We start from the raw sequence: 23,780 nt of genomic DNA, 5'->3' as shown, positions 1-23,780 counted from the left end.
CTTAGATGGCGGTGCCAAGTGTTATAAAAACTGCAATGACGCGTCAAAAACTGCTAGAATTCTAGCATATTTGAAGGTGGCTGTTGATTCTATTGCACCGCGGCTCAATTGGCTTGGCAGTGCCCGAATGGCAACGGTCGCCACGGCATTTCGATCGACTCATGCAACCCGTTACAAGGAAGAAACCATGTCAAAGCATTGTAAACTATTGATTCTTGGATCCGGCCCCGCCGGATACACCGCTGCGGTTTATGCGGCGCGCGCAAACTTGGAACCGGTGATGATTACCGGTATGCAACAAGGCGGCCAGCTCACCACCACCACCGAAGTGGACAACTGGCCGGGCGACGTGGAAGGTCTGACCGGCCCGGACTTGATGGTGCGCATGCAAAAACACGCCGAACGTTTCGGAACCGAAATCATTTTCGACCACATCCACACCGCCGAATTGCAACAGCGCCCATTCAAACTGGTTGGTGACAGCGGTGAGTACACCTGCGATGCGCTGATTATCGCCACCGGCGCTTCCGCCAAATACCTCGGTTTGGAATCCGAAGAAGCCTTTAAAGGCAAAGGCGTTTCCGCTTGCGCAACTTGTGACGGTTTCTTTTACCGCAACCAGAAAGTGGCGGTCATTGGCGGCGGCAACACCGCCGTGGAAGAAGCCTTGTATCTGTCCAACATCGCCGCGGAAGTCACCATTGTGCATCGTCGCGACAGCTTCAGCTCGGAAAAGATCCTCGCCGACCAATTGAAAGAAAAAGCCGAAAATGGCAACATCACCATCGAATACAACAGCACCTTGGAAGAGGTACTGGGCGACAACATGGGCGTAACCGGATTGCGTTTGAAAAACACGCAAACTGGCGACACCAAAGAAATCGACGTGGCCGGCGTTTTCATTGCCATCGGTCACACGCCGAATACCGGTATTTTCGACGGGCAACTGGACATGGATCACGGCTACTTGAAAGTGCAAAGCGGCTTGCAAGGCAATGCCACGCAAACGTCCATCCCGGGCATTTTTGCAGCAGGGGATGTCATGGATCAAGTCTACAAGCAAGCCATCACGTCTGCCGGCGCAGGCTGCATGGCGGCCTTGGACGCTGAAAAATACTTGGATCACCTTGATCACCAGGCCTGATCTCCCCGCTTAACCTTCGTGACCGAATTCGCCGACAGCTTGGCGAATTCGGTGAACGAAACGCTAACCGAAATGCTCTTTAACCCTAAACTCGGAACTTTTAATGAAAAAAACACTCTCGACGACGTTACTGTTTACCGCCCTCATCGGCTCACAAATGAACGCCTTGGCGGCCGACTCGCAATTAAAAACCGTTGAACAACAAGCCAGTTACACCCTCGGTGCCGATCTCGCCAAAAGCTTTCAACAACAAGGGGTCAGCATTGACATTCCTGCCTTGACCCTAGGGCTGAAAGACGTTATAAACCAAACCCCCTTGCGTCTAACCGAGACACAAATGCAAGAAGCGGTCAACCAAGTGAAGCAAAAAGTGCTGGCGCAACAGGCGGAAGCCCGCAAGCAGCAAGCCGAGGAAAACGCTCAAAAAGGGCAGGCGTTTTTAGCGAAAAACAAAAAACGTGAAGGCGTTAAAGTGACTTCCAGCGGCCTGCAGTACCGTGTCATTGAACCGGGAAGTGGCCAATCGCCAAATGAAGATGATCTCCTGACCGCTAACTATAAAGGCACCTTAATTGATGGCACGGAATTTGACAGTTCCTATGCTCGCGGCAAGCCCATCGAGTTTCAGATGGGCGACGTCATCGCCGGCTGGGGAGAGGCATTAAAAATGATGAAACCCGGCGCGAAATGGGAAATCTATGTGCCGCCGGCTTTAGGGTACGGTGCCAAAGGGGCTGGGGACATTATTGGCCCGAATGAAACACTGATCTTCACCATCGAATTAATCAAGGCAACACCCTCCGGTGCTTAAACGCCTGTAATCATCCAGCGTCTTAGCCCGAAGGGAAACATTCGGGTTAGCTGGGCACGTCAATTAACGCCATCACTTCATAAGCCGGTGCTTCATAAGGATGCGCCCGCTTCAAGGCTTGAATGACCTCTGTCGCAAGATTTTCTTGCATCACCATTTCGACTCGATACTCGTTCACCCTTTCCAATTCGTTTTGCCGTCCCAAAAACGGCTGACTGCCCGGTAAAGGCTTGAACTGCCCCTGCCCCTTAACTTGCCAGCAACACTGCTCATAATTACCGATCCGCCCTGCACCGGCAGCAAAAACCGCTTGTTTGACGTCCTCTACAAAATCTTCCGGGACAAAAAAACATAATTTATACATATCCACACCTCAAAGCGAATAAAATAGCGCATTAACCGATAACACAAGGGCGCCTTATGAAAAACTTGTTGATCACCTATTCCATTATACTGGCACTCGGCATTGCTTCCATGTTGACCGGCAATCACTATCTGGCCAATATTGCCGGATTCATTTCCGCCATTGGTTTTATGCTGGTCTTTTTTAAAGATCGCCCTAAAGAGAGTGAACTCAGCGAAACTGAAATCGCGCAAGCGGCTAAGATGCGTCGTTATTGGTACATTGTTTTTGCAACCGGTATTTTGTTCAGCTTACTGTTTGGCAGCCTTTGGAATAATCAAATGGGCAATATGGCACCCTAATTTCGCTTCGCTAACCGTTTTGAACGCAATAAAAAAGCACCTAAAAAGGTGCTTTTTTAACTTAAACAATGAACTTTGGACACAAGAAGCACCATCAAAACAAATCGATTTCACCCTCTTCCATGGATTCCGACTGCACGCGTCGCATCCGTTTGGATTCAATTTCCTGACGCTCGGCATGAATGGTTTGACGGAAGGCTTCCAAGCGCTCCCGATGCTCCGACACAGATTGCACCGGGTCGTTTTTACTTTCTTCAATAAAATGGTTAATTTTATGCGAAAAACCGCTTAGGTTTTCCAAGTGATGCAATACCTGCTCAACCAACTGACGCACAATGTCTTCAAACTGCAATGACCGCATTGCATTGGAAACACTTTTTTCAATTTCGGAAATAATGCCGGAGACATCGCCTAGCTTGTCGGAAATACCGTTATTCATCGCTTCAAGATCATCAATCAGCACGGTCACTTGTTCCTGTGATGAGTTCGCTTCCTGCATATCTTTTTCGGCGGTGTCCATCACCCGGCGGCGAACATGATCAACGGTTTGCTTGGCCTTTTCGGCCTGCTTGCGAATCTGGTCATTGAGTTGATTGGAGTTCAATGATAACTTGCGAACTTCATCCGCCACCACGGCAAAACCACGTCCGGCCTCTCCTGCTCGTGCCGCTTCAATCGCTGCATTCAGTGCGAGCAGATTGGTCTGGTCGGCAATGCCTTTAACATCTTCCAACAGGGCGAAAATCGATTCGATCTGACTGACCATATCGTCGATTTTATCGACCGTTTCATTGCTGCGTTGACTGGAATTTCTCAATAACGTAATCAAAAACTCCAGAACGCCTTTGATTTCGGTCGAGAACTTTTGGATACTCATGCCATCGCCGGTACCGCCCAGATTATCCAGCAGGGACACCACCATTTTGTATTCAGCTTGTGTTTGACTGTGCAACCCCATAAAACTGTCATTGAGTGTCTCAATCGCCTCCGCCACCAAGTCCTTAACCTGCAGCAACTCGGCACGCACCACCTCAACCTCTTGATCCACAACCGAATCAATGTCATTCATAATGACTTGCAGCGAGTCGTCAATGACCGCCGCATCAAAATTAGCGGATTGACTGGCTGAAACACTGGTTGCGCTGGAAACAGCAGGCAAACGGGTTTGCGGTTCCTCGCCATGCTCTCTGGCAAACTTTGCCACCGACAGCGTCCAAATCAATGACACAACCACCAATGCAATGGCTCCGACAAAAGGAATATCGAGGAACGTTAATACAACACTCAACAGCGTGAGTAACCAAGCCGGCCAGAATTGCTGTAATGTATGTAACATGCGTACTTCCTTAGTTAAAACGTTAGACAAGGCTTCAACAAGCATCAAAGCACTTGCGAAGTCTCAGAATTAAGAATGTAAAAGCAGGTAATATGCCATTTTCTGGAACAGGTGCAATTATCGCTGAAAACATCGTGCCCAGACAGCGCTTGAGCCGTTTTAACCAGGCCTGGCGGGTTAGGATTTTTTCTTGACCAACTCAAGGATTTTTTCAGGCACTTTACCGAGTGGCAATACAAAATCCGCCGCGCCCAATTTGACCGCTTCGCCCGGCATCCCCCAGACAACACAGGTCTTCTCATCCTGTGCAATGGTTGGAACGCCGATTTCCTGCAGTTCTTTCATGCCACGAGCACCGTCTGCACCCATGCCCGTCAATAAAACACCTACCGCATTTTTACCAACATTTTGTACCACAGTACGAAACATGACATCCACCGATGGTTTATGACGATTCACCGGCGGGCCGTCATTTAAACGGCAAATATAGCCGTTTCCGCTGCGCTCCACCAGCAGGTGCTTGTCGCCGGGGGCAATGTAAACATGACCGTTCAAGATCGGCTCACGATCTTCAGCCTGAGTGACCGTCATTTCCGAAACCGTATTCATACGCTGCGCGAACGGCAAGCTGAAGGAAGCGGGAATATGCTGGGTAATGACAATAGCGGGCGTGTTCGCCGGCAAGCGCATCAACACTTCTTTGATGGCCTCGGTTCCACCGGTTGACGCGCCCAGCGCAATAATCTTGTCCGTGACCCGTGACACGGCAGATGGGGCTTTTTTCTGCACGATGACATCGGCTGTGTACTTTTCAACCACACTCCGACTGCTCGGGCTACGCGGCACACTGGGTAGCACATCCGGCTTTTGCTTCAAGTTCGCGGCATAACGCGCATAATGGCGTTCAAGCTGGTACTTAGACACTTTGGCGGCGGTTTTGACTTTTTTACGAATTTCAACCGCATAATCTTCAAAGGTGTGTGCCAAGTCAATCTTTGGCTTCGTCACAAAATCCACCGCACCGAGTTCCAGCGCTTCAAAGGTAATGTCCGCCCCCTTTTCCGTTAACGTGGAAACCATCACCACCGGCAACGGATGAAGCCGCATGAGGTTTTTCAGAAAAGTAACCCCATCCATCTTGGGCATTTCGACATCCAGCGTGAGTACATCCGGGTGCAACACCTTGACTTTATCACGCGCATCGTAAGGATCTGAAGCGGTTCCCACCACATCGATATCGGGATCTTCACTCAACATCTCCTGCAACATGGATCGAACTAAGGCCGAATCATCGACAACTAATACTTTGATTTTTGACATTTCACTACTCAACTTACTTTTCTATAATTCAATGTGACGGGTGACGTCCATATCATCAGCGGATTTTGCGATAAATGGTCTGCCCTAATAATTCGAACCGGTCGCAGACTTTGTATAAGGATTCCGAATGCCCAATAAACAAATGACCGTCATCCGGCAATAAATTCGCATAGCGATCAAACAAGCGTGCCTGAGTGGTTTTATCGAAATAAATAACGACATTGCGGCAAAAAATCACATCCACTTTGTCTTTTATAGGCCAGTCGTTCATCAAATTGATTTGCCCAAAATCAATGATTTCCTGCAGCTCCGGTTTAACACGCACATAACCTTCACGAGCACCGGTGCCCTTATAAAACCAACGTTTTTTGCGCGCTTCCGACACCCCTTTCAAGCGATCCATTTTGTACACTCCGGCCTGTCCGGTTTCAACCACATTGGTATCCAAATCGGTCGCCAAAACACGCGCATTCCAGCCAGCGGGCACTGCCTCCTTCAAAACAATGGCAATGGAATAAGGCTCCTCTCCGGTGGAACATCCCGCCGACCAGATTCGAATTTTTTTTGAGGTCTTATTGCGCTCTAACAACATCGGGATCACCGTGTTGGCAAGGTATTCGAAGTGATGATTTTCTCGAAAAAAGAAGGTTAGATTGGTGGTAATGGCATTGATAAGATGCACAAATTCCGCCTCACCCTCCCGATCCACAAAGTCCAGATACTCGGCAAAGGAATTCATTTCCAAAAAGCGAATCCGCTTGGCCAATCGGTTATAAACCAGATTCTTTTTTGAGTCGTTCAGGTCTATGCCCGCAAAATCATATACAACCGTTTTGACACGTGCAAAATCCTTGTCGTTAAAACTGAATTCACGATCGTTATTCACTTCCTATACCTTTTATTGAAACACTACAACTTGCGCCTATTCCGGGCAAACCATTCATTGCACGACCCGCCAACCCGAGTATTTACCATCGGGCTACCGGGCTATCTAAGCTCGAACTTAACCTTTTTTCAATCAACCTTTTTGCGCCCGGTAATTATAGTTGCTTCAGGTTCGGTGTGCAGATTATTATGAGCATGAATGCTTTCACCTTTCCAAACAATTTAAGGACGGCTATGGCACTCAGCCCGACGACAACTCAAACCAGCGGTCTTCTCAATCTTAGCCAGGCCTCCGCGCAAGACATCAAGCTTACGCTGGGGAAAACCTTTGCCATAACCATCACCAAAACGGATGGTAATCAGGTCAACTTCAACCTGGCCGGTCGCAACTTAACGGCGACCACCCAACAACCGCTGGAAGCGGGCAAGAGTGTGCCGGTCAAAGTCACCCAGACCACCCCGAATGTCGTACTTCAAATTCAGTCGCCACCGCCACCCCCTTCTTCGCAGGCCAATACACAACAGATCCTTCAAAATGCCTATCGACAATTATTACCGCAGCAAATGCCGATAAACCAGGGGTTGCAACAACTTGTATTCTTAAGTCAGACCGGTTTACTTCCTGCCAACCTGCAAGCGCAACTGAACGCACTGTTTGATCAATTATTCAAACCTTCGGCTCAGACCAGTGCAAAAGAATTGAAAAACCAATTACTTGCCAGCGGACTGTTTATGGAAAACCAACTGGCCAAATCCCAGAAACCCGTTCAGGGGGACTTGAAAGCCCGTTTATTGCAGCTGCTGCAAATCACCCAACAAGCCACAACCAGCCAAGCCGCCAAAACCGAGGCCGCCGAACTGCCCAAACTGTCTAAATTGTTGACACAAACCCTTAGCCAAATCACGCTTAAACAAATTCAGGCTATTGAAAACCCCAACCTTATGAGCATTCAACTGCCGCTGCAACCCAACCCATTCATTGAAGAAGTGGCCATTGATATTCGCAAACAAACCCAGACCCAGCCAACCTTCTGGGAAGTCATTGTCAACCTGCATTTAACGGAAGGGGAAATGTCCAGCAAGCTGCTGTTGATGGATGAGGATATTTCAGCCAGCCTCTGGGCGGACAACGCACAATTGACCAGCCTGCTTGAAAATCGAATGCCGCTTTTGGAAGAAGGGTTTCGTCAAGCCGGAATCCCACTGAAACAACTTTTCATCACCCAACAGAAGCCACAAAGTCATCCTGAAGCACAAAAAGTCGCTCTCATTGACCTGCATGTTTGAGACTCAACCGTCTGCGCCAACCATTTTGGCTTGATTTTTGCGTCTTATCGACTGGCCGTTAACCCGATATTTCATAAAACGGTAGTAACTTTATGACTCTGGAAATTTTATAAATCTACACCATGATCGCGCAGAAACTTGTTTTCACAAGGAAGCTTATGAAGAATCGTCGTATCCACGAATGCGGCCGACTGAAAAATTTAATTTGTGAAAGCAAGGCTCTGTGCCATCTCGGGTAGATTTGTAAAATATTGTGGTTAAATGCTAGAATTTTTTACGCAAATCAGTTAACTTAACCTAAGCATTGAGTTCAGTGAACATCTACAGCCACTTCTGATCGAATCAGAGGTGGCTTAAATTTTTACGACTGCAATTTATAATGAAGATATGAGGCTAAAAAATCACATGAGTGCTGAATTAGACGCCCTACAGGATCAAATTGACGAGAAAGACGGGACGGACGACCAAATCCTGAGCTTCATTCTCGGCGGCGAAGAATATGGTGTAGACATTCTTCGCGTTCAAGAAATCAAAGGCTGGGAAAGAACCACCTCCATTCCCAATGCGCCGGATTATGTCATGGGCGTGATTAATCTGCGTGGTGCGGTGGTTCCGGTTGTGGATCTCAGAGTGCGCTTCAATCTGTCCGAAGTCACTTATGACGAAAGCACGGTCGTGATTATTTTGCGTGCCCACGATGAGTCCTCTTCGACCCAGAAAATTATAGGTATTGTTGTGGATGGTGTCTCCGATGTTCATGGCATTGATCTCGGAAGCTTGCAGATGTCTCCTGAAATGAATGGCACAATTCATACGGAATATGTCAAGGGTCTGGCCACTGTCGGCGATAAAATGGTCATTGTCCTCCATGTGGATGAGCTGGTTTCCACCGGAATCCTATCCGAAATCAAAAAAAGCCTTCATATTGACGAATAATTGTATAATTACAGCCAATTTCAAGTGTTAAGAAAGTGAGAAGTAATAATGTCTAAAATCCTCGCGGTTGATGATTCTAAATCCATGCGTCAAATGGTCAGTATGTCCCTCAAGTCTGCCGGTCATGACGTGACCGAAGCCGAAGACGGTGTCATAGCACTCGACATCGCCAAGAAAGAGCAATTCGATTTGATTGTCACCGACATCAACATGCCGAATATGAACGGTATCGAATTGATACAAGCCGTCAGAGGCACCTTGCCCAATTATAAATTCACACCGATTTTGTGCTTAACAACCGAATCCTCTGGCGACATGAAAACCAAAGGCAAAGAAGCTGGCGCAACTGGGTGGATTGTCAAACCCTTCAGCCCTGAAAAACTCCTGTCTGTGATTAACAGAGTTTTATAATTTTTCAGCTTCAAGCCGTGTCAACGTTAAAGGTACTGAAATGAGTGAATATGTGATTGACCTTCCCGAAAGCTTAACCATTCATCATATTGAAGAGCATTATGGCAATTTAAAAATGGCCTTTCTGGCGGAAGCAGATACCTTTAAAATTAATGCGAGCAACGTTGAATCCATTGACACGGCTGGCTTGCAGGCACTTTTGATACTGGTTAAAGACGCTGTCGAGAAACAGAAGAATGTGTTGTGGCAATCGCCCAGCGAATCCATCACTACCGGCGCGTCCAAGCTGGGTCTAACCGAAAAGCTTAAACTGGCCTGATTTTTAAAAAGCCGCTATTGTGGTTTTTTTCATTATTGTGCCACACTTTTGCCGCATCGGACGTTATGTCAAATCCCCCCATCACGCTTAACGATAAAGTCGCTATTTCACTTGAGTATGATGGTCAATCCGCGCCCAAAGTCTCTGCAAAAGGCTCTGGACAGATCGCCGAGCAAATCATTAAACTGGCGCAAGAACACAATATCCCAATCAAGGAAGACCACGATCTCGTTGCCTTACTGGCGCAAGTAGAACTGGACCAGGAAATACCGGAGCTTCTTTACGAAGCGGTGGTGCAGGTTTTGATCTTTGCTTATCAAATCTCCGATAAAGAAATGCCCAAACCTGCGGAATAATGAGCGGCCGTTTCATATGCCGCAGATGTGTGCTTAACAGCAAAAAACAGAAAACGCCCAGGCCTGGGCGTTTGAATGGCTCGAATGATCAGCTAGGTTTTGCCTGCGAACATACTGTCCACATCAATCAGAATAATCACATCACCATTGAAATGCGCTATGCCTTGTAGATAACGTGAGGCTCCCTCTTTGGTGGCCGACATGGCTTCAAATTTCTTTTCAGGAATGTCTTTGACTTCCATAACGCAATCCACCATCATCCCTACGGTGTTGTCGGTATCCAGTTCAACGATAATAATGCGGGACAGCTCATCCACCGGCTTGCTGAGCAAACCATAAGTGGCACGTGTATCCACCACCGTTACAATAACGCCGCGCACATTAATGACGCCAAGCACATTATGAGCGGAACCCTCTACTTTACGGATAGCGCCAACACGCAATACTTCACGTACTTTCTTGACATTAATGCCATAGACTTCCGAATCCAGTTCGAACATCACACAACGTATGCTCGGGCCGGAATATTGTTCCTCATCATCGGTAATCACACCATCCAGCAACTGATTGGTTGAAGTCAAACTTCCCTCACTTGTCATTACCAAGCCTCCCCTAATTAATATTGAAAGCGTTGAATCACGCCAGGCAAATCCAGAATCAAAGCAATGTTACCATTTCCCGTGATGGTCGCACCGGCATACCCTTCCAAATGCTTCATCATCACGCCAAGCGGCTTGATCACCACCTCTTCCTGACCATTAACCTGATCCACAACCAGACCGGCGCGCTGATTGCCGATGGAGACAATCACCACCTTATCACCTTCGTAATTCTCTTTAATGATGTCGGGAGAGAGCCACTCCGATAAAAACAGTAATGGCACGCTTTTGTCTCGCAATCGAACCATCACCTGACCGTCGATACGATTGACCTGAGACGCATCATAATCAAAAATTTCTTGCACACTCGTCAACGGAATGGCATAGCTATCGTGATTAAAAGACACCATCAGGGTGGGTAAAATCGCCAGCGTCAAAGGCACGCGAATACTGATCTGGGTTCCCTCACCCAATACGGAATGAATGTCCACACTGCCATTGAGTTTGGTGATCATATTCTTGACCACATCCATGCCGACGCCCCGTCCGGAAATGTCGCTGATTTTATCCGCCATGGAAAAGCCCGCCGACATAATCAATTCGAAAGCGGCCTTATCGTCCAGTTGATTGGCTGAGACTTCATCCATCATGCCTTTTTCAACCGCTTTACGACGTAACTTATCCGGATCCATTCCTTTGCCGTCATCGGTAATGGACAGCAAAATATGATCGCCTTCCTGCTCTGCCGCCAAAATAACGGTGCCGTTTCGGGGTTTATTGGCCAATTCTCGCTCATCCGGCATTTCAATACCGTGATCCACTGAGTTTCGAACCAAATGCACCAATGGGTCTGCCAAGGCCTCGACCAGGTTTTTATCGAGATCGGTTTCTTCGCCTTTCAGCTCTAGATCAATTTCTTTGCCCAGTTTACGCGCCAAATCACGCACCACGCGCGGGAAACGCCCAAACACTTTTTTAACTGGCTGCATCCGCGTTTTCATCACAGAGGCTTGCAAATCCGTTGTCACATGATCCAAGTTCGCCACAGCATTGGACAGTTCTTCTTCAGAATCTTCACTGGATCGCAACGTTAAAAGGCGGTTTCGCACCAACACCAACTCGCCAACCAAGTTCATGATTTCGTCAAGACGGCGCGTATCCACCCGCACTGTAGATTCCGTATTGGCATTTTTAGGTTGTGCTTTTTCATCAGACGCCTTCGGCTTGGGAGCCGCGGCGGGCGCAGGAGCCGGTTTCGGAGGTTCGGCAGGCTTGGTCATTTCCGTCTTTTTCGGCTCAGACGCGGCTGGCGCGGCCGACGCCTCACCCGGATCAATCAAATCTCGTTGATTCAATAAAGCTTCAAACTCTTCATCCGTAATATCACCATCCGGATCCACCCCTTCCGGCAGCTCCAGCTTGGGTTCGGTCGATGCGGCGGCTTCTCCGCCCATTAAAGCATCTCGTTGACTGAGCAGGGCTTCAAATTCATCATCGGAAATATCACCGTCTGGATCTGCGCCTTCTGGCAGCTCCAACTTCACATCGGGTGCCTCATCGCTGGTTGAATCTTTTGCCGGTTCAGCCACGCCTGCGCTGTTGCCCTTTGCCAGGCCATCCAACTCAGACAAAAGCCCTGAATCAGCCTCTTCCAGTTCACGGGCACCATCGTTCAGTTCTTGAATGTAATCGCTGATGACGTCAAATGCCCGCATAATAATGTCCGCAGCATTTGAGTCGTAGTTCACATCACCATTGCGAATTTTATCGAACACATTTTCAGCACGATGACAGACTTCGACCAATGGTGTTACGCCCAAAAAGCCCGCACCGCCTTTGATTGTATGGAAACCACGAAAAATCGCATTGAGTAAATCCGAATCGGATGGCGAGTTTTCCAGCGAAACCAATTGTTCATCCAGTTGTTCGACCAGCTCGGAGGCTTCAACTAAGAAGTCCTGTAAAATATCCTCATCCACAACGTCACCCTCTTTTGAGTCTATTCTATCGAGTCTGGTGCCAAGTTTTCGTCATCCAGACTGAAAGAGTTATTGAATGAATAGACTAAAGCAATCATTATGCCATAAAAAAACCAATCACGGCCAAAGTCCTCATTCGAATGCTTTCAGCAACACCGAGACATTTCTGCACGTAAATACGACCATTTAACCCGAACGCCAGAATATTTACCCTTGGTTCTTCGATTCATGAATTTAGGCTGAGATTACGCAGGGCACAGATGTCTCAACATCCAAAGACGTCTGTTGAAAAATCATCTTATAAAGGTAAAGAGAGAACAATATCCGTGCAAATTTGTGAAATAGTCGGGTTAAATCCCCAATTCACCCAGCAAATCATCCACGTCATCCTGTGACTGAACCGCGCCTTTTTGGCTTTCACGGGTGACGTTCGGACCGACGCCTTTCATTTCATCGGCTTTGCGCTGCTCGTCCGTTCGTGTATCCGGAATCGCCGCCAGCTCAATGCCCGACTTTTCAATCAGCTCCACCAGACTTTGTTCCAGACTGGTTACCAACATAATGACACGATTCAAAACCTGACCGGTCAAATCTTGAAATGACTGCGCCATCATAATGTCGGTAACCTGCGTCTGCGCTTCGGCAATCCATTCTTTCATGTCATCGTCTAGGGCTTTCGATTCCATGGTTTCCAACAGCGCAACGATATTTTCCGCTGCTGAAAGGGTTTTGTTACTGGCTTCTTCCGTGGTTTCAATCACATATTGCAACCGTTCCGAGGCATCGGGCAAGCCGTGTTTGGTGTGTTGCAGAAGCATGGCATCACTGCCAAATGACTCCAGCGTATCGTGCAAATTTTGTGCGATTTCCTCCACCTGACCCAATAATTTGGCATCTCTCGTTGCGATAATGGCATCCAGCGTTTTCGAGGCCTCGTCATACTGGCCGTTTTCCAATGCACTTAACAGCTCTCTGGCTTGCTCAAGGTTAATATTAGGCATCCTTCCTCCTTTTTAAGGTCATTGTCCAGTTCCACAGAACCGCCCCCATTTAATAAAAAAAAAGCCCTATTCACTTTGCATGAACAAGGCTTTTATTTCCAATACCGACATTTCCAAGCAAGGCGTTAACCACCTGCCGCTTTCTTGCGCTCTTCAACACGCTCAAATATTTTTTGTATTTTGCCGTTCAAGGTCGCCGCTGTAAAAGGTTTGACGATATAACCGTCCACGCCGGCTTCAGCGGCTTCCAGTATCTGGCTGCGCTTGGCTTCGGCAGTAATCAATAAAAAAGGCGTATCCTTAAGCTTGGCATCGGCTCGAACATGTCTCAGCAAATCAATCCCCGTCATCTGCGGCATATTCCAATCACTTACGATGAAATCGTATTTGCCGCTTTGCACCATCGGCCAAGCAGTGGCACCATCGTCGGCTTCATCAAACCGACTGAAGCCCAGCTCTTTCAGCAAGTTTTTGACGATACGTCGCATGGTAGAAAAATCATCGACTACCAATATATTCATGTCTCTATCGATTTGCATTCTATTTCCTCAAACCCTGTTATTAACTCTTAAATCCAATCTTTCAGGCGTGACTTCAAACGCTTAACTGCCTGACTGTGTATTTGACTGACACGCGATTCACTGACTTCCAACACTTCACCAATTTCTTTGAGGTTCAATTCCTCATCATAATAGAGTGCCATGACCAATTTTTCCTTTTCTGGCAACGCACTGATCTGTTCGGCCAACGCCGATTGGAAACCCGATTCCGTCAACTCCGCTATGGGCGTTTTAATGCCGCTGACCATGCGGTCTTCAGACAGTTCATCGTGATCCGGTTCGTCAATCGACAAAAGTTGCGCCGAGTTGGTGTCTTGAAGAATATGATAATATTCCTCCATAGAAACCCCTAACTCCTCGGCCACCTCCTGATCGCGTGCTTCACCGCCTTTTCGAGACTCCACAGCATTAATGGCTTCAGAGACTTCCCGCGATTTCCGATATACCGATCTGGGCGTCCAATCCCCTTTTCGAATTTCATCAAGCATGGCACCACGGATACGGATACCCGCATAGGTCTCAAAACTGGCACCCTGTCCAGAATCAAATTTTTGTGCCGCCTCAATCAAACCAATGATACCGGATTGAATCAAATCGTCCACCATGACACTGTCTGGCAAACGGCCTTTCAGGTGATAGGCGATTCGCTTGACCAAAGGCAAAAATGCCTCGATATCCATGACAGCCGATGAGGTTTGCTTATGTATACTCGCGTAAGCTTGGGTACCCGTCATGAAATCCGTTTCCTCATTTATTCAGGCCTAGCCTGAAACAAACTCTCAACAAAAAACTGCAAATATCCCGTCACACCGGTCGGGATAGGCCAATCGTCTATGGTCTGAGCAATCCCGCGAAACGCTTGAGCCGACGGACTCATTGGCTTGGCGATTGTCACCGGTGTCTGCTTCTGGATGGCATCACGCAAATCGTGATCAAACGGAATGGTTCCCAAATAGTGAATGGAAACCTCCAAAAACTGTTCACACACCTGAGCGAACTTATCATACAGCATACGCCCCTGCTTTTCAGAGCGAACCATGTTCGCCAGTAACTGAAACTGCGTTAATTTATACTCACGACTCAGCACTTTGATCAAGGCATAGGCGTCGGTCATCGACGCCGGTTCGTCATTCACCACCACCACGACTTCTTGAGACGCGCGACAAAAACTCACTACGCTGTCAGCGATCCCCGCCGCCGTATCGATGATCAATACATCTAATATACCGTCTAATTCGGAAAAGGCGTTAATTATTCCAGCATTTTCCATCGGGGTCAATTGAGCCATGCGTTTAACGCCCGAAGCGGCCGGAATGACTTTTAAGCCTCCCGGCGCATCCACCATCACCTCACGCAGTGTTTTCTCACCATCCAGCACGTGTGACAGATTATACCGAGTTTGTAAACCAAGCATGATATCGACGTTGGCCAATCCCATATCAGCGTCCATCAACAATACTCGCCGCCCAAGCTTACTGAGGCTGACGCCCAAGTTCACCGACACGTTTGTCTTACCGACCCCCCCCTTGCCACTGGCAACGGCAATGACTCGAACGGGCTTGCTTTTTTTAACAGAATTCACTTTACGGTCACCGTTATTCATTGTTTGCATTGCTCTAAGGCCAGCCGCTTGATCATTGAGCATCGGAAATCTCCTTTCCCATTCCCATGCGTAAGGCCTCATCCTGTCTTGCGTTTTGATTTTGTTGACCTAATACAATCGCTTTGTCCATTAAATCCCTAACCTTAACCGGCTCTAAGTCTTCCGGCACTCTTTGCCCACTCGACATATAAGACAAAGACAGTTTATGCTCAATCAAAACCGTCATGATATTGCCCAATTGCAAGGCTTCATCCACTTTGGTCAGAATGCAACCCCGCAAACCCACCTGACTGAAAGAACGCACTATGTCTTTCATAACGCTTAATTGCGTGGCCGCCGACATCACGAGATAATTACGAATGTGGCTCACGCCGGGGTGCGCCTTTGTCAGCTGCTGAGTCAGCATAATGTCTTTTTGGCTGATGCCGGCCGTATCAATCAAAATTAATTTTTTCGTTGCCAGCGAACTCAACAGGCTATACATTTCGCCTTCCGTACTGACAACATGCACCGGCACCCCCATCAAATCCGCAAACGTCTTCAACTGGGCTTGAGCACCAATTTTATAACAATCGGTTGTCACTAACGCGATTTGGCTGGGACTGTTACGCATCACAAAACGACTGGCCATTTTTGCAATGGTGGTGGTTTTGCCAACCCCTGTGGGTCCCACCAGAGCGACAATGCCGCCCGACTCCAAAATATCACGGTCATCGACCGGAATCATGGATTCAATCAAACGCAGGATTTCGGACCAGGCCTGGTCGTATTCCGCATTCACGTTCAACACCAACTCTTGGGCCAAATCCCAACCGATCCCCAATCGAATCAATCGCTTTATCAGCCCCACCTTGTGGGGATCTTGGGTCTCTGTTTGATTCCAAGCCAGCCCTGAGAGCTGATTTTCCAGCATACTCTTAACCGCCTGCAATTCACTGGCCATCTTAGAAATATCCGTGTTCGTCATCGCCGAACTTTGTAAAGAGGCCATTTCCAGTTCCGGCGAGCGATAGCTGCTGTGCCCTTCAGACGGCCTTGGCTCAGATTGCGCTTGATACTGCTTCGCCTCAGGGTCAATGGCCGCCACCACCTCAACCCCTTCATCGGTTTGACGGGTAGACATAATCACGGCGTCATCACCCAACTCATCACGAACCAATGCCATGGCACGGCGCATATTCGGAGCTAAGTAACGTTTTAATTTCATTTAGTTTCCTTGACCAACGCTCGCCACAACGCTGATACGTCGATTTTCCGGCACTTCCGAATAGGCTAACACATGCAGGTTCGACAGACTGAATCGAAACAGCCTCGCCAACTGAGCACGAATTTGCGGTGCCACCAATAGAACCGCGACCTGACCTGACATTTCCACTTTCTGCGCTTCTTCCTTGAGTGTGGTGTGCAGCCTTTCTGCCAGGCCTGGTTCAATGGCTAATTGCCCCTCCGGCGCACCTTGTGATGACTGAAGCAACAACTGTTCCAAACCAGGATCCAGTGTAATCACCTTCAACTCCTCATCCGTTCCCACCAGCCCTTGCACAATGGAACGCCCTAACGCCGCGCGAACGTGTTGCGTTAATTGGGTTGGATCTTGAGTCGCCGATGCTCTTTCGGTCAACGCCTCCAAAATCGTTCGCAAGTCTCGAATGGAGACTTTTTCGACCAATAAATTTTGCAGCACCTTCACCACGACCGCCAAAGACATCCGCTCTGGAACCAGCTCGTCCACCAATTTCGGCGATGACTCTTTCAGTTTATCCAACAGCTTCTGAACTTCATCGTGCCCCAACAACTCGGACGCATAATCCTGAATCACTTGACTGATATGGGTGGCCACAACCGTACTGGCATCCACCACTGTGTAGCCCAAGGCTTGCGCTTGTTCACGATCCGACGGCGCGATCCACACCGCATCCAGCCCAAAAGTCGGATCCTTCGTGGCCGTGCCTTGAATTTCACCAAATACCTGTCCGGGATTAATGGCCAGTTCCTTATCCGGAAAGACTTCACCTTCTCCCGATGAAACCCCCATCAGCATAATTTTATATTGGTTCGGTTTCAAATCCAAATTATCGCGTATGTGCACCGGGGGCACCAAAAAACCCAATTCCTGAGACACCTTTCGGCGAACCCCTTTTACACGCTCTAAAAGCTGGCCGTTTTGCGACTGATCCACCATCGGAATCATCCGGTAACCCACTTCCAGCCCCAACACATCAACCGATTGTACATCGTCCCAGCTTAATTCAGGTGCCGAAGCTTCTTCTTCGGGCTTTTCTTCATTCAGCATCTCTTCCGCAGACGGCTTTTCCTGCTGTTTTTTATGAATAAAGTAGGCACCGGCACCGGCAATCGCTGCAAATGATAAAAACGCCAAATTCGGCATCCCTGGAATCACCCCGAAAACCCCCACAATGCCGGCCGTCATGCCCAAGGCTTTTGGATTGGCAAACATTTGCGTTTGCACTTGTTGGCTCATATCTTCTTTATCGCCGGACACGCGCGTCACGATAATGGCCGTGGCGGTAGACAACAGCAGTGACGGTATCTGCGCGACCAAGCCGTCGCCCAATGTGAGCAGAGTATACACCTCAATGGCATCACTGAAACTCATATCATGCTGCCCCATGCCAATGGCAAACCCACCGATCAGGTTGATAAACAGAATGATAATCCCCGCAATGGCATCCCCGCGCACAAACTTACTGGCACCGTCCATGGAGCCGTAAAAATCGGCTTCGCTGGTCACCTCAATTCGACGTGCCTGCGCCTGTTCCTGCGTAATCAGACCGGCGTTCAAGTCCGCATCAATCGCCATCTGCTTGCCCGGCATGGAATCCAATGTAAAACGCGCACTCACTTCCGCAACACGACCGGCACCCTTGGTAATGACCACAAAGTTAATCACCACCAGTATGGCAAACACCACCAGACCAACCGCAAAATTACCACCGATAACAAACTCGCCAAAGGCCTCAATCACATGACCGGCCGCCGCCGCGCCATTGTGCCCTTCCAGCAAAATGACACGGGTTGAGGCGATATTCAAGGATAACCGGAACAGCGTTGCCAAGAGAATAATGGTGGGGAAAACCGCAAAGTCCAACGGGCGCTTCGCATAGAGAGTGACCATCAACACCACCAAAGAGAGTGCGATATTGAAGGTAAAGAAAACATCGAGCAGGAAAGGCGGCAAGGGCACAACCACCATCGCCAACAACGCCAAAATCGCAATCGGAATGCCTAAGCCGTTTTTAAACGCCTCTTTGAGCTTGTCGAGTAGTTGATTAAAATTCATGGCATCTCAGCTTTTACTCAGCCGCACCCTTGGGTGCTTCCGTTTGCATGTCTTCAGGAATCGGTAAATTTTTAAAGTCCACCGGTTTCGCTTTCTGGCCTTCGCGTAATTGGTAGACATACGCCAAAATGGTCGCCACCGCTTTGAACAACTGGAACGGAATCGGCCGTCCCGGCTCGGCATTGTGATACAAGGCTCTGGCTAAAGGCGGGGCTTCGATAATCGGAATATCATGCTCCTTCGCCATCGTCCGAATCTGTGCCGCCATAAAATCACTGCCGATTGCTAACACCATCGGCTCATCCATCGTATCCGCGTCATATTGTAACGCCACTGCGTAATGGGTTGGGTTGGTAATGACCACATCCGCTTCCGGTACCTTCTGCATCATACGTCTTTGCGACATCTCCCGCTGCAACTGACGAATGCGCCCCTTGACTTCTGGACTCCCTTCCTGCTGTTTAAATTCCTCTTTCACTTCCTGCTTGGTCATTTTCAACTGATTGATGTGCTGATGTATCTGAAACGGCACATCAATCGCTGCAATCACAATCAGCGCCAAACTGACGAAAATAAAGGCTTCAATGATCATTTTCGCCGAATGCCCCAGCGCCATCTTCACTGGCTCCACACCGATACTGAGAATTTCTTCGTAGGAGTACCACAGAAAATACACTGCCACCAACGACACCAGCACAAATTTTCCCAGCGCCTTAATCAGCTCCATCAGCGCCTGCATAGACACCATGCGTTTCAAGCCAGAAATCGGGTTCATCTTGCTGATCTTGGGCGACATCGCCTGGGTACTGAAATTCCAACCCCCTAACAGCGTACCGGAGACCAGCGCAATCAACACCATAAACATCAAAAAGGGCAACACCAAGAAAATCGCCTGCACCACCAAGCCTAGAATGCGGTTTGCAAGCATTTGCGTATCAAAAGCATGCGAACGATCAAAGCTCAAACCTGCAATGAATATTTTCTGAATGTCTTCAGCCATGCCGATGCCAAAAAAGTACAGAAACAGGGCGGCACCCAAGGTCATCATGAGCGACGCCAGTTCTCTTGAACGAGGAACCTGCCCTTTTTCACGGGCTTCACGGAGCTTCTTATCGGAGGGTTCTTCGGATTTTTCGGTACCGTCTTCGTTTTCCGCCATCTACCTGCCCCAGTTAGCCTATGAATTCAACCCCAGCTTGGCAATCACTTCAACCGCATTATTCACCAGCGCTTGCAAATTGGGTAACAGCAAAGGCGTCATAAACACCAGCATAATCAGACCCGCCATCAACGTCACCGGAAAGCCCACCGCAAAGATATTCAATGCTGGCGCAGCACGCGACACCACCCCAAACGCGATATTCACCAATAATAAAGCGGTCACCAGCGGCAAAGCCACACCCACACCGAAAGCAAACATCTCACCGCCAAATTCAAAAATCAGTTTCAAGCTGTCCTGATTAAAAAAATGCAACCCGATCGGCAAGGTTTCAAAGCTACTGACTACCGCTTTAAAGACCAACACATGGCCATTCATCAGCAAAAATAGCAACGTCACGATAATGGTAAAGTAGCGCCCCACAATCGGTGTATTCACTCCCGTCGCCGGATCCACCATACTTGCCATGGCCAACCCCATCGCCATTGACACCATGTGCCCCGCCACCACAAACGCTTGAAAAACAACCAGAAAAATCAACCCAATCGCAGCGCCAATGCCTAGTTGCTGCACAATCAATAAAACACCGTGCCAAGTAAAAGGGCTCACCGGTGGCGGCAAAGACAAAGCGGGGGCCACCGCCAACGTGATGAACACCGCCAGAAACAGACGAACTTGGGTAGAAACATAAGACGCCGAGAGCAACGGCACTATGAGCAGCATACCGGTAATGCGCGTAAAGGGCCAAAAATACAGCCCCAGCAATTGCAAAAACTCGGTATAACTAAACGTCATGAAGCCTCCGACAGCCTCTTCCCCGGCAGAAGAGCTTCATCGCATGAACGCATGAAACCGCTCTCACCGTTTATCCGATATAGGCTGGGATATTTTCAATTAACTCCCGTGAAAAAGACACCAGTGTTGTCAACATCCAAGGCCCGGCCACCACCAGAACCACCCCGACAATCGCCACCTTTGGAATAAAACTCAACGTCATTTCATTGATCTGCGTGGCCGCCTGAAACATCCCCACCAACAAACCAATGGCCAGCGCGGGTAACAGCAAAGGTGCGGCCAGCATGGTCACCACCTCCAACATTTTCTGACCAATGGTCAGTACAAATTCCGGTGTCATCAGATACTTCCTCCCGCAACGACAAAACTATTGGCCAAGGTTCCCATCAAAAGCGCCCAACCGTCAATCAGCACAAACAACATGATCTTAAACGGCAAGGAGATAATCATCGGCGACAACATCATCATCCCCATCGCCATCAATAAAGTGGCCACCACCAAATCGATAATCAAAAAAGGAATGAAGATCATAAAACCGATTTGAAACGCGGTTTTCAATTCACTGGTCATATAGGCCGGAATCAGAATTTTAAACGGAACACTTTCCGGATCGGTCAGCTGCACATCCGCCATCTCTGCGAACATTCCAAGATCGTCCGCGCGAGTTTGCTGAATCATAAACTGATGAATCGGTTTCGAACCAATGTCCAGCGCTTCTTTAAACTGAATTTCTTCTTCCAGATAAGGACTGAGCGCCGTATCGTAAATTTTATCCAGCACCGGTGACATGATAAATAACGTCAGAAACAGCGCCAACCCGATCAACACCTGATTCGACGGTGTCGATTGGGTTCCCAAAGCCTGCCTCAATAACGCCAGCACCACAATGATCCGCAAGAAAGAGGTCATGGCGATCAGCGCGGCAGGCAACAAGGTTAACCCCGTCATCAGCAACAGAATCTGAATCGTAAGGGTATAATCCTGATTACCTTGAGCATCGGTTTCCACCGTAAAAGCGGGCACCCCCGGCTGCGCCCAGCCGACCAAAGGCAACAGCAACAAAAGACTGCCTAAAAGGACGCGCCCATAGAAGCAGACAGGCTTAATCATTTGCTCGTCCACCCGGTGGTTTTTCCGATGCCGGCGGAGGTGCTTTTGAACTGGAACCCATCGGGCTGGGAGCCTCCGACTCTGATTTAACAAAGGTTTTTTGCTGTAAGGCTTCTTGCAAACGCTTGGCAAAAGCACTGGTGGGGGTTGAAGGCGCTTCGACCGCAATCGGCTCTTCCAGCTTGTGCAACAAGGACACGCGACTGGCGGTAACACCGATCAGCAACTGTTCCTGCCCGATTTCCAACAGCACCGCTCTTTCTCGTTGCCCAAGGCTCATCACCCCGAGAATTTTCATTTGATTCCCCGCCACGCCGTTAATCTTACCAAAACGCTTCAACATCCACGCAGCGGCAAAAATAATCAACAAAACAAAAAACAACGAAATCAGAATCTGACCAATGTAATGACTGGGTTCTAGGGTTCCGCTCAACGAAGCATTCGTGCCGGGTGCCGACTCATCCGTCTGAGCAAAAGAAACAGCGCTGACAAACCACAGGGCGCAAAACCACCAGGCCTGGTAAAAAGGCTGAAAAAGCGAATTTAAACCCCGTGGAAAGGCTGGAAAGGATAGGCGTTTCATAAAGGACAATTGTAAAGGATAACCCATTAAAGTGTAAGCACTTATTCGTTGAATTCATGGGGGTTAATCCGATTAGGTCACTTAACCCGAAAATTTCATAAATTAAGCACCATCTCGCTTGTCCTTTGATTCCACAAGTCATATTGCTCGACTGCCCCCTTGGGGCGTCGAGTTCTTCGTATCTTCAGTCGGTCGTAATCGTGGAGTCGACACGCCTGCAGAAATGTCCGTGTGAAAACAAATTTCTGCGCAATCTTGGCGCAAATTTATGAAATTTTCGCGCTGAGTGTCAGGACGTTGCTGGCCACTTGATTAACGCCCGTTCGGGAAGCGCTGATCCTGATTTTGAGCCATGACAAACGCCACCGCATAATGCACCTCATCACTGAGGCTAATCAACCAATTCGTGATTCCCAATGCCTGAGCCACTTCAAACGTTTGGTTGCGCAACTCCACTATCGGTTGACCGTTAGACGAATGCGCAATCGCCATATCGGTAAAACAGACGCCTTGAGTGAACCCGGTGCCCAATGCTTTAGCAATGGCTTCTTTAGCCGCCCAGCGTTTGGCTAAAAACCGCTCCGGCTGGGCATGGGCAGCCAACTCCAGCAATTCGCCATCGGATAACACCCTTCGCGCAAACTGTTCGCCACGTTTTTCCCAAAGTTTTCTGATGCGATGAATTTCGACAATATCGGTTCCCACCCCCAACACCACGACTCAAACCACCTTAAACCCAATAAGCCTGTTGCCGAGCTTCAACCATTAAGCGTTTCATTTCCGACACAGCGGTCGACAGTCCGGAGAATAACGCCTGCGAAATGATCGCATGGCCAATATTCAGCTCCTCAATCACTTTAATACCCGCAATCGCCTGGACATTATGATAATGCAAACCATGACCGGCATTGACCGTCAAACCGATTGAGGCCGCATAATGCGCCGCCTCGCGCAAACGCTGCAGCTCCGCCGCAACCTGTTTCGGCTCCGTCAGATCGGCATAAGTGCCGGTGTGCAGCTCAATGACCGGCGCACCAACCGCCTTTGCGGCCTCAATTTGCGTTTTATCCGCATCAATAAACAAGGAAACCCGCGTTTTATTTTCCGCTAACTGCGCACAGTAATCGGTTAACCACGCCGTTTGCGATGCCACATCCAAGCCGCCTTCGGTGGTGAGTTCCGCCCGCTTCTCAGGCACAAGACACACATCTTCCGGCTGACACTTCAGCGCAATTTCCAGCATTTCCTGAGTGGCCGCCATTTCCAGATTGATCTTTGTCTGACGCAACTCGGACAAACGGTACACATCCGCGTCCTGAATGTGGCGGCGATCTTCCCGCAGATGCAGCGTAATACTGTCCGCCCCCGCCATTTCGCCATCCAAAGCGGCTTTGACCGGATCAGGATAGCGCGTGCCGCGCGCTTGACGAATGGTTGCCACATGATCAATATTCAAACCAAGATAAATCGGATGCATAGTCATTCCTTAGTTAACTCAAAATTCAGACTCTGACAAAACCACCAGGCCTGGTTAAAATGCATTAAACAGCGCGCGCGATTGGATGGGTTTGGCTCCCAAT

General features: G+C 48.8%; 26 protein-coding genes and 1 pseudogene. 8 read left to right on the top strand and 19 right to left on the bottom strand.

Annotated features, from left to right (window positions below; all coding sequences use genetic code 11):
• Positions 1–187: 187 nt before the first annotated feature.
• The gene (gene trxB / locus ACP5D0_RS00630) at positions 188–1,144 is read left to right on the top strand and encodes a thioredoxin-disulfide reductase (RefSeq protein ID WP_472363612.1); all 957 of its coding nucleotides are present in this window, start codon (positions 188–190) and stop codon (positions 1,142–1,144) included.
• Positions 1,145–1,247: 103 nt separating this feature from the next.
• Complete coding sequence (locus ACP5D0_RS00625; RefSeq protein ID WP_472363611.1) at positions 1,248–1,955, top strand: FKBP-type peptidyl-prolyl cis-trans isomerase; 708 nt, start codon at positions 1,248–1,250, stop codon at positions 1,953–1,955.
• A gap of 46 nt (positions 1,956–2,001) precedes the next feature.
• Here ACP5D0_RS00625 and ACP5D0_RS00620 read toward each other — a convergent pair whose 3' ends face one another.
• Positions 2,002–2,319, bottom strand: a complete 318-nt coding sequence (locus ACP5D0_RS00620) for an NGG1p interacting factor NIF3 (RefSeq protein WP_472363610.1) — start codon at positions 2,317–2,319, stop codon at positions 2,002–2,004.
• Positions 2,320–2,375: 56 nt separating this feature from the next.
• On the opposite strand from ACP5D0_RS00620, the gene ACP5D0_RS00615 reads away from it, so the two are divergent.
• Positions 2,376–2,660, top strand: a complete 285-nt coding sequence (locus ACP5D0_RS00615; protein WP_472363609.1) for a hypothetical protein — start codon at positions 2,376–2,378, stop codon at positions 2,658–2,660.
• A 94-nt stretch (positions 2,661–2,754) separates the two neighbouring features.
• On the opposite strand, the pseudogene ACP5D0_RS00610 reads toward ACP5D0_RS00615, so the two are convergent.
• The 3 genes and pseudogenes from ACP5D0_RS00610 to ACP5D0_RS00600 form a co-directional block, all read right to left on the bottom strand.
• Positions 2,755–3,393, bottom strand: a pseudogene (locus ACP5D0_RS00610) (methyl-accepting chemotaxis protein); the annotation flags it as partial.
• 780 nt (positions 3,394–4,173) lie between these two features.
• The gene (locus tag ACP5D0_RS00605; RefSeq protein WP_472363608.1) at positions 4,174–5,316 is read right to left on the bottom strand and encodes a protein-glutamate methylesterase/protein-glutamine glutaminase; all 1,143 of its coding nucleotides are present in this window, start codon (positions 5,314–5,316) and stop codon (positions 4,174–4,176) included.
• A 55-nt stretch (positions 5,317–5,371) separates the two neighbouring features.
• A complete protein-coding gene (locus tag ACP5D0_RS00600) occupies positions 5,372–6,202 on the bottom strand; it encodes a CheR family methyltransferase (protein ID WP_472363607.1) in 831 nt (276 codons plus the stop codon).
• A 233-nt stretch (positions 6,203–6,435) separates the two neighbouring features.
• Here ACP5D0_RS00600 and fliK point away from each other — a divergent pair, with 233 nt between their 5' ends.
• From fliK to ACP5D0_RS00575, 5 genes are all read left to right on the top strand, one after another.
• The gene (fliK, locus tag ACP5D0_RS00595) at positions 6,436–7,488 is read left to right on the top strand and encodes a flagellar hook-length control protein FliK (RefSeq protein ID WP_472363606.1); all 1,053 of its coding nucleotides are present in this window, start codon (positions 6,436–6,438) and stop codon (positions 7,486–7,488) included.
• 405 nt (positions 7,489–7,893) lie between these two features.
• The gene (locus tag ACP5D0_RS00590; protein WP_472363605.1) at positions 7,894–8,424 is read left to right on the top strand and encodes a chemotaxis protein CheW; all 531 of its coding nucleotides are present in this window, start codon (positions 7,894–7,896) and stop codon (positions 8,422–8,424) included.
• Between the two features lie 48 nt (positions 8,425–8,472).
• Positions 8,473–8,835, top strand: a complete 363-nt coding sequence (locus ACP5D0_RS00585; protein ID WP_472363604.1) for a response regulator — start codon at positions 8,473–8,475, stop codon at positions 8,833–8,835.
• 40 nt (positions 8,836–8,875) lie between these two features.
• Positions 8,876–9,154: an STAS domain-containing protein gene (locus ACP5D0_RS00580; protein WP_472363603.1), complete on the top strand. Its 279-nt coding sequence runs from the start codon at positions 8,876–8,878 to the stop codon at positions 9,152–9,154.
• Between the two features lie 65 nt (positions 9,155–9,219).
• Entirely contained in the window at positions 9,220–9,510 is a 291-nt protein-coding gene (locus ACP5D0_RS00575; protein ID WP_472363602.1) for an EscU/YscU/HrcU family type III secretion system export apparatus switch protein, read from the top strand.
• Between the two features lie 92 nt (positions 9,511–9,602).
• On the opposite strand, the gene ACP5D0_RS00570 is transcribed toward ACP5D0_RS00575, so the two are convergent.
• The 15 genes from ACP5D0_RS00570 to pdxJ form a co-directional block, all read right to left on the bottom strand.
• On the bottom strand, positions 9,603–10,109 hold the full coding sequence (locus tag ACP5D0_RS00570) for a chemotaxis protein CheW (protein ID WP_472363601.1): 507 nt from the start codon (positions 10,107–10,109) through the stop codon (positions 9,603–9,605).
• Positions 10,110–10,126: 17 nt separating this feature from the next.
• The gene (locus ACP5D0_RS00565) at positions 10,127–12,088 is read right to left on the bottom strand and encodes a chemotaxis protein CheA (RefSeq protein ID WP_472363600.1); all 1,962 of its coding nucleotides are present in this window, start codon (positions 12,086–12,088) and stop codon (positions 10,127–10,129) included.
• 350 nt (positions 12,089–12,438) lie between these two features.
• Positions 12,439–13,089 (bottom strand): protein phosphatase CheZ, encoded by a 651-nt coding sequence (locus tag ACP5D0_RS00560; protein ID WP_472363599.1) that lies wholly within the window; start codon positions 13,087–13,089, stop codon positions 12,439–12,441.
• A 125-nt stretch (positions 13,090–13,214) separates the two neighbouring features.
• Positions 13,215–13,628 (bottom strand): chemotaxis response regulator CheY, encoded by a 414-nt coding sequence (locus tag ACP5D0_RS00555; RefSeq protein ID WP_472363598.1) that lies wholly within the window; start codon positions 13,626–13,628, stop codon positions 13,215–13,217.
• A gap of 29 nt (positions 13,629–13,657) precedes the next feature.
• Positions 13,658–14,383 (bottom strand): RNA polymerase sigma factor FliA, encoded by a 726-nt coding sequence (locus tag ACP5D0_RS00550; protein ID WP_472363597.1) that lies wholly within the window; start codon positions 14,381–14,383, stop codon positions 13,658–13,660.
• A 17-nt stretch (positions 14,384–14,400) separates the two neighbouring features.
• A complete protein-coding gene (locus tag ACP5D0_RS00545; protein WP_472363596.1) occupies positions 14,401–15,294 on the bottom strand; it encodes a MinD/ParA family protein in 894 nt (297 codons plus the stop codon).
• The gene (gene flhF, locus ACP5D0_RS00540; protein WP_472363595.1) at positions 15,284–16,459 is read right to left on the bottom strand and encodes a flagellar biosynthesis protein FlhF; all 1,176 of its coding nucleotides are present in this window, start codon (positions 16,457–16,459) and stop codon (positions 15,284–15,286) included. Before flhF ends, ACP5D0_RS00545 begins: the two co-directional genes overlap by 11 nt.
• Positions 16,460–18,553 (bottom strand): flagellar biosynthesis protein FlhA, encoded by a 2,094-nt coding sequence (gene flhA / locus ACP5D0_RS00535; RefSeq protein WP_472363594.1) that lies wholly within the window; start codon positions 18,551–18,553, stop codon positions 16,460–16,462. It abuts the gene before it with no gap.
• 13 nt (positions 18,554–18,566) lie between these two features.
• The gene (gene flhB / locus ACP5D0_RS00530; protein WP_472363593.1) at positions 18,567–19,712 is read right to left on the bottom strand and encodes a flagellar biosynthesis protein FlhB; all 1,146 of its coding nucleotides are present in this window, start codon (positions 19,710–19,712) and stop codon (positions 18,567–18,569) included.
• A gap of 18 nt (positions 19,713–19,730) precedes the next feature.
• Complete coding sequence (gene fliR / locus ACP5D0_RS00525; protein WP_472363592.1) at positions 19,731–20,507, bottom strand: flagellar biosynthetic protein FliR; 777 nt, start codon at positions 20,505–20,507, stop codon at positions 19,731–19,733.
• Positions 20,508–20,577: 70 nt separating this feature from the next.
• Positions 20,578–20,847 carry a flagellar biosynthesis protein FliQ gene (gene fliQ / locus ACP5D0_RS00520; RefSeq protein WP_472363591.1) on the bottom strand — a complete coding sequence of 90 codons (270 nt, stop codon included), beginning with the start codon at positions 20,845–20,847 and terminating at the stop codon, positions 20,578–20,580.
• Positions 20,847–21,617, bottom strand: coding sequence for a flagellar type III secretion system pore protein FliP (gene fliP / locus ACP5D0_RS00515; protein ID WP_472363590.1), 771 nt, complete (start codon positions 21,615–21,617; stop codon positions 20,847–20,849). Before fliP ends, fliQ begins: the two co-directional genes overlap by 1 nt.
• Positions 21,610–22,200 carry a flagellar biosynthetic protein FliO gene (gene fliO / locus ACP5D0_RS00510; RefSeq protein ID WP_472363589.1) on the bottom strand — a complete coding sequence of 197 codons (591 nt, stop codon included), beginning with the start codon at positions 22,198–22,200 and terminating at the stop codon, positions 21,610–21,612. The genes fliP and fliO overlap by 8 nt, the downstream gene beginning before the upstream one ends.
• Positions 22,201–22,512: 312 nt before the next feature.
• Positions 22,513–22,917 carry a holo-ACP synthase gene (gene acpS, locus ACP5D0_RS00505; RefSeq protein WP_472363588.1) on the bottom strand — a complete coding sequence of 135 codons (405 nt, stop codon included), beginning with the start codon at positions 22,915–22,917 and terminating at the stop codon, positions 22,513–22,515.
• A 13-nt stretch (positions 22,918–22,930) separates the two neighbouring features.
• Positions 22,931–23,677 (bottom strand): pyridoxine 5'-phosphate synthase, encoded by a 747-nt coding sequence (gene pdxJ / locus ACP5D0_RS00500; RefSeq protein WP_472363587.1) that lies wholly within the window; start codon positions 23,675–23,677, stop codon positions 22,931–22,933.
• Positions 23,678–23,780: the final 103 nt, after the last annotated feature.

The organism is Hydrogenovibrio sp., assembly GCF_049975065.1.
Lineage (GTDB): Bacteria > Pseudomonadota > Gammaproteobacteria > Thiomicrospirales > Thiomicrospiraceae > Hydrogenovibrio.
Note: the sequence above shows the minus strand (reverse complement) of the source record. Positions and strands in the feature narration are given on the sequence as shown.